This window comes from Methanobrevibacter sp., assembly GCF_045539575.1.
Taxonomy (GTDB): Archaea; Methanobacteriota; Methanobacteria; order Methanobacteriales; family Methanobacteriaceae; genus Methanocatella.
In genome coordinates this window covers 1-11204 of the sequence record NZ_JAZQFM010000079.1, presented here as the reverse complement: position 1 = coordinate 11204, position 11204 = coordinate 1, and the positions used below count along the sequence as shown (strand labels likewise).

Sequence of the window (11204 nt, the reverse complement as noted above, 5' to 3'; positions counted from 1 at the left end):
ATTGATTCATCATTATTTATAATGAAAGTAAACATAACATAACCAATATAATCTTTTAATTCAATTTTCAATGATTTTAAAGATTTATCATCAAAACTACTGAACTCATTTACTAAAATTCCAATATTGCCTTTAGAAACAATTACAGAAAACTTAATTTTAGAGCATAACACATTTTTAAAATCAATCAACGAAAAAATAATGGCTCCATGAAAATGATTGTGACAGATCACTAATACATTTCCTTTTTTGGATTCCTCTTTAACATTTTTTGGAACAGAAACTTTATCCCTTTCACCTTCAACTAAATCTGCAATTAATCTAAAATCTTTGGTTAGAACAGTCAGATATTCTTTCTCAACATTTTGTGTATTAATCAGATGATAGATAGAAAGTAGAATTATATTCTTAAATTGAGAGTATTTTTTAATAACTGACTTCAACAGTACTTCCTGAGACGGAGGTTTTCCAATATCATCATCTTCCTCACCAAATGGAAATGAAGGAATTGGATTTAACCTACTGAGAATATTTTTTAATTTTAAAAAATTTCTAAAATCCAACATAACCAATACACCGAATAGTATTATAAATTTAAAAACATATAAATTACCCAGTACTAAATCAAAGCAATTTTACAAAGCCAAAACAATATTTAGATATGAAAACAATAATTAAATCTGAAAATAGTTAACTATATTATATAATAAATTCATATTATTAATATTATCAATTAATAAAAGGACTGTTTTAAAATGGAATTATTATGGTTTTATGTTGCAGTTGTGTTGGCTATAAGCGATGTATTGCACACTACATTAATGTGGAAGGTTTTAAATAACTTTTACATAGTGTTAGGTGGCCTAATCCAACAATCCACCCATTCCATATGGCAAACATGGGTAGTTCATGAGATCATGGAAGCCGGATTCCATTTTATAGTATTGTCAATAGTTTTCTTAAATCCCACTATTGGAATTCTAGCGGCCCTAATTCATTTCTTTATTGATGTGACCCATACCATATTCATACGCGATATGGGAGAGTTGCAGCACAGAGCACTTCACTTTGTTATTGAGTCTCTGGTTTTCATACTGATTTATGGATTTTAAAAATTAATTATGGAGTTATTAAATGCCAGTAATTACATTCAAATATCAAGATTTAAAAGATTTAGGAATAGATATGGAAAAAGATGAACTGATAGACACTTTACCTATGATGTCTAGCGATATTGAAGACTTTGACGATGAGGAAATCAAGGTCGAATTCTTCCCTAACAGACCTGACAACCTGTCTGTTGAAGGTGTGGCCAGATCCTTTAAAGGATTCATCGGTCAGGAAATCGGTTTTCCAGATTATGAAGTTGTAGAATCCGGAGAGTACGTTACCGTTGACAGTGACGTTGCAGAAATCAGACCTTACATCGGATTTGCAAAAATAGACAATGTTGATTTTACTGGCGATAAACTCAAATACATCATGGATTTCCAGGAAAACCTTCACTGGGTTATCGGAAGGGACAGGAAAAAAGTGGCTATTGGTATTCATAATGCCGATGTTGTTGAAGCTCCATTTAACTATATTGCAACTCCTAAAGATGCAAATGCATTCGTACCTTTGGAAAAGGACACCGAAATGACTCCGCAGGAAATCCTAACCGAACATGACAAGGGTAAGGATTACGCTCATCTGATTGAAGATTTCGACAAATACCCATTGATTTTAGATAAATACAACAATGTATTGTCCATGCCTCCAATCATCAACGGAGAGCTAACAAAAATCAAGGAAGACACCCACAACATTATTGTGGATGTTACCGGTACTGATGAAAGGGCAGTCAATCAGGCATTGAACATCATCTGTTCATCATTTGCAGAAGTTGGAGGTCAAATCAAGTCAATGGAAGTCAAATATGAAGACAAAACCATTATAACTCCTGATTTAACCCCTCAAGAGATGAACGTTCATGTTGATACCGCAAACAAATTAATCGGCGGAACAAGCCTGACTGCAGAAGACATCAAGGAATTATTATTAAAAGCACGTTTTGATGCTGAAATATTAAACGACAATGAAGTTAAAGCAATTATACCTGCATACCGTGTTGACATCCTGCATGAAGTGGACATTGTTGAAAACATTGCTGTTCAATACCACATTAACAGCGTTGAAGCAAAACTCCCTGACATCAACACTGTAGCTTATGAAAATAACTGGTTCAAGTCAGAAGCAACAATCCGTGAAGTGATGATTTCCTTAGGTTTCCAGGAAGTAATGAGTCTGATGCTTACAAACGAAGAGGCACACTACGAAAAAATGAATCAGGAAGAAAAACCACATGTTCAGGTTGCAAGACCAATCACTATTGACAGAACAATGATCAGAACCAGCCTAATCAACAGTCTGATGGAATTTTTAGAAGACAACAAGCATGAGGACTTGCCTCAAAAAATCTTTGAAATCGGTGACGTGCTATACCTGGACGATTCCAAAGAAAACAAGACAGCATCTTCCAAAAAATTAGCGGCACTGGTCTGTCACTCCACAGCAAACTTTACTGAAATAAAATCCATTGTTACAAGTGTCTTAAGTAATTTAGGCTACTCAATGGAGATAGCTGACAGTGAAAACAAAACCTTCATTGAAGGAAGGGCGGCTGACGTGACTGGTGAGGCTAAAAACGGTACCGTCAAAGGATTCTTCGGTGAAGTGTCACCTGAAGTAATCACAAACTTCACTTTGGAGTACCCTGTAATTGCATTCGAAATTGAATTCATTAACAAATGAATTCACTAACTTCTTTTTTTAATACCACAGTTTTCTCATTTGAATTTCCATTTGGGAGTAATTATTGACTTCCGGCACAGCACCATAATTATTGAAAACAAGTATGAAAATCAATAAGATAACTATAACTGCTATTAAAATTATTGTCCATTTTCTCAATTATTCACCAACCATTGTCAAAGTCACTGTTCTTGCGTGTCTTGGTCCATCTAGTTCAATGAAAAAAACTGATTGCCATGTTCCCAAATCCAATTTTCCATTTTTGACAGGCAATGCCTCACTTGATGAAAGCAGAAATGACTTCAGGTGAGATCGAGCATTATTGTCGATTCTGTCATGGGAATAGCTGAATTTATCAGTAATCAGATTGTCCAATGTGAACTCCAAATCCCTTAAAAGACCGGACTCGTTTTCATTGACAACTATTGCTGATGTAGAGTGCTTTGAAAAAATAGACACTATCCCCTCGTCAATGTCAATCAAATCGTTGATTTGTGATGTAATATCAATAATTTCAAAGTTTTTGCTTGTGTTTAATTTTAAAGAACTAGTTTTGACTGTCATCAATAATACTTTGAATAAAATGATATAAATAAATAAAAGAAAAAAAGAGAAAGGAAAATTAATAATCGAAATTCCTTTTTTGCCAATATCCGTAAACAAGCATTCCCAACAAGGAAACGATACTCAACACGACCAATCCTGATGTATCGGTAACCTCTTTGGAGATTTTGCTTGGAGGGACAATTTCATATGCTTTACCTTCTTCAGACACTTCACCTTCACTGGCATCACCAGCATTTACATCCCCACTAGTCTGGACATCCTGACCATTGTCTGATGAATCCTGTCTGGTTCCGGAAGCATTGGTTCCATAAACTCCAGATTTCTGATTTACAGAGTAATGTGCACTATTTGAAGTGCCATTGTTGGTATTTCCATTGCCTTTTGCAGTCCCGGAAGCATCATCCGCAGACATGTCCTGAGATGTGCCGGAAGCACCCCTAGTACCATCAGTTGATTGGGATGTTGTTGAATCATGATTGTCATCCTTTTCACCGGATGCAGTTCGGTATTTGTATTTAACCAGTTCTCCCCCAACCATCACTTCAATATCATACTCTTTATCAGGGTCTAAGTTTGCATCAATAGTAGCTTTACCGTTTACAAATTTTGCAGTATACTGATTTCCATTGACATTAACTTTTGTATCAAATGTCCCAAACTCTTTTACCGCTTCTCCCTTAGTATCATACATCTGAAGACCAATACCATTTTTAACAGATATTGTTCCCATTTTCATGATTCCCGCAAGAAGCATAGGACATACAAATGTATTTGAATCATCAGTTGAATCAAACCAGTTGTCTCCCAATTTAAATATCGGCAATTCAGGGTTATTTTTAGCCTGATACATTTCATTATGTGCCAAAACATTATATTTCACTTCAAGCCTTCCAGGAGTATTTTCCTTCAGGGTTTTAAAGCCGGAACCGAACAAAAGTCCGTTTCCTGTTTCGTAAACACCACCTGTTTCCTTAATTGATGGATTTTTACGATTGCTTGTGAATGAATTAGCATTTATAACGTCATAACTGGAAGTGGAGTTAATGAAAATTCCATTAAGATTTTCATAAGCGACATTATGCTTAATTGTGTTTCCATAAGAGCGGTTCTGCAGGGTTATTCCATTCAAGACATTATGATGAATGTCATTGTAAACAATACTGTTATTGTTAATATTGGAAGTCTCTATTCCGGATCTTCCATTATAGGATATCGTATTGTTTTTGATAGTGCTGAATCCAACATCCTTGAGCTGCAGCCCATCGCCTGCAGATTTTGAAATTGAATTGAAACTTACAGACACATTGTCAGAATTCCTAACCAGAACTCCTGCCTTATTTCCGCCGGTTATTACGTTATTTTTAATTGCAGTATTATCTGATGAGTCAACAATCACACCATAATCACTGGATTTTGATATGATAGTTATTCCTGATAATATACTTCCGCCGCTGTTACCTGTGAAGTAAAATCCGAAGGTCTTGTTTATTCCTAGGCTTTGAGCTTTGCCGCTAATGCTATCGGAAGCATAAATCTTGCTGTTAGCATGAGAAACAATAGTTAACTTCTTATCTACAACCAAAGAGATGTTATTATACTCTTTAGAAGTGAACTCAAATACATCGCCGTCTTTGGCATTGTCGAACAATACCTGAATATCATCACTCGACAATTCATTAGTGACTTTGTAGGAATCACCTTGTGAAGTTAAATTATTATTGTTAATATCAGTAGCATTAACTGTTGAAACTAGCAATAAACCACTTAAACATATGAATAATAGCACAACCACTTTATTATCCATATTTAAAACCTTCCTGATTTTTTAATCAACATAAACTTTCAAACATTACAAAATGAATTAAAGTTATTGTCGATTAATATTTACTATATATGAGTTTAACCCATATAAAGTTTTTTAAATTAAATAATAATACTAAATAATAGTTATTATGTGATTTTGAATGCCTTAACATTGTTATAAAAAATTAATTTAAATAATAAAAAATACAAACTATACATAATTGCTTATCGATAAAAAACTATAAGCAATTACATGAAAATTAAAGAAAGATGATCATATGAACAAAAAGAGTTTGTTTTTAACAATACTATTAGTTTTCACCATAATTTTAAGTTCATCTGTCGTATTTGCAGCAGATTCCTCTGACGTTGCAACTGTAAACGATGAATTAGGACTGGAAGAAAACTCCGATATAATTCAAAGTACAGAAGATTCAAAGCTATCTTCAACATATGATATTAAAGCAAATTCAGATAGTAAAACTATCCAAAATGTAATTAATAACATGAGCGATGGAGATACTTTAAACTTCGAAGAGGGAACATATAACGATATCAGCATATATGTAGACAAAAGCATTACAATCAATGGTAATGGAGCAACATTGACCGGATATGCAAATCCAAATGAAAATACCACACCTGAAAAGGTAATACTTCCAACCCAGGCTGGAGGATATGGAATTGGAAATTATGCAACATTATATGTCATCAACACCACCGATGTTGCAATCAGCGGATTAACAATCGTGGGACAAAATCCGGCATACGGACAGGCAGCCGTTTACGCTACACAAGCAAACAACTTAACCATTGAAAAATCAACAGTTACCGGCGGATACTGGGGTATTTATTTAAATTCCTGTGCTGACGGAACCATAACCGGCAACACAATTCAAAACCAAGAGGCAATTGGTATTATTAACTTCGGATCCGCAAGAACACTTATCACAAACAACAAAGTAATCAACGCTAAAAACCATGGAATTGATGCAAGACACGGAACCGGACCTAATGTTCAGATAATCAACAACACAGTAATCGGTTCCAAAGAAGGAATCTACCTGATGCATTCAAAAGGACATGCCGCAAGTGGAAACACAATAATCAACTGTACCACAAGTTCAATCACCTGTTACGGATCAGGTCAAATCACACTCACCAACAACACAATGCAAAAATCCAGAATAGGAATCTTGCTTGGTGGAGGATACTACGACATTAACATTGAAGAAAACAAATTCAATTTAGACAATTTACCTTTCCCGCCTACATTCGTATACTATGTGGCTCAGGCAGACAGTGCTCGTCAGAGCGCAGATAACGTAATCGGAACCTATACCGACAGCACTTCAACCGATGTCCCTTACACTTCCGATGCAAACATTGCAACACCTGTTGAAATCAGCCCTGACTATTCAGCTATCGTTAACCCAACCGGAACCACATACAATGTCGCAAGCGGAATGACCGGAAGCGAAATCCAAGGCGTCATCGATTCAATGGCTGATGGAGACACATTGTCATTTGAAGCAAATGCAATCTTCAACGACATTTCCATCTACACCGATAAAAACATTAAGATTATCGGTAACAATGCTACATTAGTTGGATACAACAATGTCAACCCTTCAAATGTGCCTGTAAAAATTAGAAATGCTACTGCAGACGGAGGATATGCAATAGGAGAGTATGCAGTATTATACATCGTCAATACAACCGGAGCAGTTGTAAGCGATTTAAATATTGTTGCACAATATCCGGGATATGATTTAACCAAAGCAACCACCAATACTGAAGAATACAAAACTGTAGGATTGCATATCGAACAAAGTAAAAAAATATCTGCAATCAACTTAGACATTACCGGCGCATCCTGGGGTATCTTCTTAAGAAGCTCACCAAACGGCCTTGTAGCTAACAACAACATTCATGATATCTACACTACAGGAATCATGAACTTCGGTTCAGCAAATACAACAATAATGAGCAACACCATTACCGATGCTATCAACCACGGTATTGATGTAAGACACGGAACCGGACCTAATGTAGTCATCTGCAACAACACCGTAAGCGGTGCAAAAGAAGGAATCTACCTGATGCACTCCAAAGGCCACAGCGTTTATGAAAATACCATAAGCAATTATAAAATCAGTGCAATAACCGCATATGGATCTGGAAATGAAGCTATCTTCAACAACACCATCGGAACCGGAAGATTACACTTCCTGCTTGGTGGAGGATATTATAATGTAACTATCGGAACAAACAAATACCCTGCTTCCTCAATGTATTATCCATTCCCACCAACATTTAGGGAATTCATTGCATTTGCAGATTCCAAATTCCAAAGTGCAGATAATGTTGTCGGCCTTTACAGTACCAATCCTGAAACAAAATTGGCTGCTGAGGACATTAACTTCACTACCACAAAAGGCACCGTTGAAGTTAAATTAACTGACGGCAATGGAAATGCACTATGCAACGAAGATGTACTATTATCATTGAACGGCGCTAATTACACCGCTAAAACCAATGCCAACGGTATTGCAACATTTGACGTTACTGCAAAAGACGGTGAAAACACCGCAACATTCACATACAATGCAAGAAGCTATTTATTAAGTTCAAATGCAACTGCAAAAATAAATGTAAACTTAAATGCAACAGCAATAACTGCTGCAAAAGTTACTAAAACTTACAATGTTGCTAAAAACTTAGTTCTTACTTTAAAAGATGTAAACGGAAATATTTTAGCAAACAAATCTGTAACTGTTACAATCAATGGTAAAACATACCAAAAAACAACCAATGCAAAAGGACAGGCAAGTTTAGCATTAGCTAACTTATCTCCTAAAACATATACTGCAACCATCAAATTTGCAGGAGATGACAGCTTCAAGGCATCAACTGCTAAAGCAAGCGTTGTGGTTAAAAAAGCAACACCTAAATTAACAGTTAAAGCTAAAACATTTAAAGTTAAAACAAAAACCAAAAAATACACCATAACTTTAAAAACAAATAAAGGAAAAGCTCTCAGTAAAGCTAAAGTTACCATTAAAGTAAACGGTAAGACCTACAAAGCAACCACCAACTCCAAAGGTCAGGCAACATTTAAAATAACCAAACTGACCAAAACAGGTAAATTTACAGCTACAGTTAAATTTGCAAAAACCTCTTACTACAATGCAGTAACTAAAAAAGTAAAAATAACCGTTAAAAAATAGAAGAGATTTAATTATCTCTTTTTATTTTTCTTTTTTTAAAAAAATAAAATCAGTACATATTCCTGCGGGAATATGCAATGTAGATTATAAAGATTCCAATTAATATCAGAACTATCTGCGGGAATATAGCAGCAACTAATGCAGGAATGATTCCTAATGAAGCAAGCAACCATAAAACACCATAAATTACAATTAAAGCCCCGACTAACATGGCAATTTTGTAACCTATGTCCCTTAAATCAGGCAGTCCACCATAGGGTATCGGCATCAAATCACCTATAACTCTTTGGTACCTTCATCAGTTCCAACAATGACACGGTCAACCATCTGTGAAAAAATTCCATTCTCAACAACGCCAGGAATTGCATTCAAATCAATTTCCAGGTGAGCCGGAGATTCAATTTCATCAAATTTGGCATCGATGACAAAGTTTCCGTTGTCTGTTATTACAGGACCGTCTTTTCTTTGAGCTATCCTTATCTCACAACTTGCCCCCATATCTTCAAGAGCCTGAATGACCAATCTTGATGCATCAGGCAATACCTCGACAGGAACAGGGAAATTGCCTAAGTTTTCCACACATTTTGACTCGTCAACAATTACAATGAATTCCTTTGCTGCATAATCCACAATCTTCTCTTTTGTGTGAGCTGCCCCTCCGCCTTTAATCAGGTTAAAGTCAGGGTCGACCTCATCAGCGCCGTCAACGGACAGGTCGATGTCATGCTCTTCCAAAGTGGTTATTGGAATATTCCACTCCTTAGCTATAAGTAATGATTGAAATGATGTTGGAATTCCCATTACGCTGATTCCTTCATCGCGAATTCTCATACCCACTTTTTCAATGAAAAAATGTGTTGTTGAACCTGTTCCAAGTCCTAAAACCATACCGTCTTTTACATATTCTGCAGCCTTATAACCTGCATTCTTTTTACTAGAATTATTGCTACTAGCATCTTTCATTTAAATCACAAACCCCAAAGTAAGTTTATTAAGTTTATAACCTTTCTTACATTCTTCCTTATGTTTTCCGTCATTTTTCAGGACAATGCACTTGTCATTTTCCATCAATCCTTCAGGGAAACACAAGTCACGAAATTCACAAGTCTCTTCATCACAATCAGGAGCATTATATGTAAATGTGGAACCTTCAAAAATGCTTTTGGACTGTGTTAATAAGTTTATTTTAGCTCTGTCGACTTCAACAGGAATTACTGTTTCTTCAGCATGAATTTTACATTTCTGTTCATTATCTTTAACATCGATAATTTCGTATTTTCTGTCTTTTTCCAGGTTTCCAATACAGGATGATTTAAATCTGCAGTCTTCACACGCTTCAGCAGGACCTAGAAAAACAAATTCCTGACCTTTCTTTGCTAAACTTTTACCTATCAATGTTATCATTTAAATCACCTCTGTCTTATGAGCAAGCTCATATGCTGCATCGCGAGAAATGCCGTTGTCTCCCAATATCGTATATCTTTCAGGCCTTATTTCATGAGCCATCATCAACGCTTCAATAATATCATCGTCAGTCACACCGATTTCAGCAGCAGTAGTTGGAGCCTGAACTGATTTTAAGGCATTCTGAATGGCCCTCCAGTCTCCCCCGTGAAGATACATCATCATGATTGTACCTATTCCGCACTGCTCACCATGCAGGGCCGGCTTTTCGAGAATCTTATCCAGAGCATGTGAGAATAGATGCTCAGATCCGCTGGCCGGACGGGATGAACCTGCAATGCTGATAGCCATTCCTCCGCTGAAGAGGGATTTCATGACTATTCTTGCACTTGGCTCAAGGTTTGGCTTGATGTTTGAAATATTGTCAGTAATCAGATGAGCGGACATTATAGATAGTGCCGCTGCAGATTCACTGAATGATTCATGCTTAAGCCTGTGTGCCAGTTCCCAATCCTTGATTGCTGTGAAATTGGATATCAGATCCGCACAGCCTGCAGCTAAAAGCCTGAATGGAGATTGTGCCAGAATCTCTGAATCGGCAATGACCGCTATTGGTGAGTGAGCTGTGACAGATATGGAAGTATTGGGATTTTTAATTGAAGCTAAAGGAGATACTATACCGTCATGAGAAGCGGTTGTAGGCATTGAAACAAAGTATACGCCCTGATTGAAGGAAGACAATTTAGCCACATCAATAACCTTTCCGCCGCCGATACCCAATACTGTGGTGTCGGGTGTTATCAGTTCTTCGACTTCGGAAATTGATTCAGCAGATGCATTATTAACTTTTATTACATCATATTCAATATTTTCCTTTTCAAGACTTTCAATTGCAGGTTTTGCACCCACATCATATGTATGGGAACCTGTTACAATCAAAGCCCTCTTATCCAAGTGCAAAGACTTGCAAATATCGGCAGTGTCCTTTATAATGCCTGGATCAATGTAAACCTCACGGGGCATTTGTATTTTCCTATTACTCATAATATCTCCTAAAATAAATTATACATGAATATATATGTATAAAATAATTATAAATAACTTTCTTTAAAAAAATCTCAGAAGAATTTTCTAAATTCTTGAGTCTGTAAAATTTTATAGGCTTATTTGATTTTTATATGTTTTTGTGTCCAATTTTGCATTTAGAAGTCTAAGAATGTCAGAATTCCTTTTTTAGTTTTGTATAATTTCTTTATTATTTCTGGATTGGTTTGTCTGTAGTAATTTTCTACTTTATTCGATGTTTTTTCTATATTTTCATCATCTAAGTGTTCTACGTATCTGTGAAAGTGATTTATGATGTGTTTTCTTATGAAATCTTTTAATACTACTGGAATGGCTCTGTAA

General features: G+C 35.9%; 11 protein-coding genes and 1 pseudogene. 3 read left to right on the top strand and 9 right to left on the bottom strand.

The features are described 5' to 3' along the window. Positions 1 to 566 (bottom strand): hypothetical protein (locus ACKI30_RS10290; RefSeq protein WP_407412187.1); only part of this gene is annotated, 566 nt, incomplete at its 3' end. 189 nt (positions 567 to 755) lie between these two features. On the opposite strand from ACKI30_RS10290, the gene ACKI30_RS10285 reads away from it, so the two are divergent. Both ACKI30_RS10285 and pheT read left to right on the top strand, forming a co-directional pair. Then, complete coding sequence (locus ACKI30_RS10285) at positions 756 to 1112, top strand: hypothetical protein (RefSeq protein WP_292740657.1); 357 nt, start codon at positions 756 to 758, stop codon at positions 1110 to 1112. A 22-nt stretch (positions 1113 to 1134) separates the two neighbouring features. Then, positions 1135 to 2793 carry a phenylalanine--tRNA ligase subunit beta gene (gene pheT, locus ACKI30_RS10280; RefSeq protein WP_407412185.1) on the top strand — a complete coding sequence of 553 codons (1659 nt, stop codon included), beginning with the start codon at positions 1135 to 1137 and terminating at the stop codon, positions 2791 to 2793. An 18-nt stretch (positions 2794 to 2811) separates the two neighbouring features. On the opposite strand, the gene ACKI30_RS10275 is transcribed toward pheT, so the two are convergent. Genes ACKI30_RS10275 through ACKI30_RS10265 form a run of 3 tightly spaced genes read right to left on the bottom strand, consistent with a single transcriptional unit; the run spans position 2812 to position 5164 of the window. Beyond that, a complete protein-coding gene (locus ACKI30_RS10275; protein ID WP_407412183.1) occupies positions 2812 to 2952 on the bottom strand; it encodes a hypothetical protein in 141 nt (46 codons plus the stop codon). Further along, positions 2953 to 3357: a secondary thiamine-phosphate synthase enzyme YjbQ gene (locus ACKI30_RS10270; protein ID WP_407412181.1), complete on the bottom strand. Its 405-nt coding sequence runs from the start codon at positions 3355 to 3357 to the stop codon at positions 2953 to 2955. Between the two features lie 58 nt (positions 3358 to 3415). Next, positions 3416 to 5164 (bottom strand): right-handed parallel beta-helix repeat-containing protein, encoded by a 1749-nt coding sequence (locus tag ACKI30_RS10265; protein ID WP_407412179.1) that lies wholly within the window; start codon positions 5162 to 5164, stop codon positions 3416 to 3418. A 277-nt stretch (positions 5165 to 5441) separates the two neighbouring features. Between ACKI30_RS10265 and ACKI30_RS10260 the strand changes: the two genes are divergently transcribed. Then, positions 5442 to 8393, top strand: coding sequence for a right-handed parallel beta-helix repeat-containing protein (locus ACKI30_RS10260; RefSeq protein ID WP_407412177.1), 2952 nt, complete (start codon positions 5442 to 5444; stop codon positions 8391 to 8393). Positions 8394 to 8442: 49 nt separating this feature from the next. Here the strand turns inward: ACKI30_RS10260 and ACKI30_RS10255 are convergent, their stop codons facing one another. The 5 genes and pseudogenes from ACKI30_RS10255 to ACKI30_RS10235 all read right to left on the bottom strand — a co-directional run. Continuing rightward, positions 8443 to 8661, bottom strand: a complete 219-nt coding sequence (locus ACKI30_RS10255; protein ID WP_292740649.1) for a hypothetical protein — start codon at positions 8659 to 8661, stop codon at positions 8443 to 8445. A gap of 8 nt (positions 8662 to 8669) precedes the next feature. Beyond that, positions 8670 to 9356 carry a ribose-5-phosphate isomerase RpiA gene (gene rpiA, locus ACKI30_RS10250; protein WP_407412175.1) on the bottom strand — a complete coding sequence of 229 codons (687 nt, stop codon included), beginning with the start codon at positions 9354 to 9356 and terminating at the stop codon, positions 8670 to 8672. Next, the gene (locus ACKI30_RS10245) at positions 9357 to 9797 is read right to left on the bottom strand and encodes a UPF0179 family protein (RefSeq protein WP_407412173.1); all 441 of its coding nucleotides are present in this window, start codon (positions 9795 to 9797) and stop codon (positions 9357 to 9359) included. After that, complete coding sequence (locus ACKI30_RS10240) at positions 9798 to 10841, bottom strand: NAD(P)-dependent glycerol-1-phosphate dehydrogenase (RefSeq protein ID WP_407412171.1); 1044 nt, start codon at positions 10839 to 10841, stop codon at positions 9798 to 9800. A 158-nt stretch (positions 10842 to 10999) separates the two neighbouring features. After that, positions 11000 to 11204: pseudogene (locus tag ACKI30_RS10235) on the bottom strand (hypothetical protein); the annotation flags it as partial.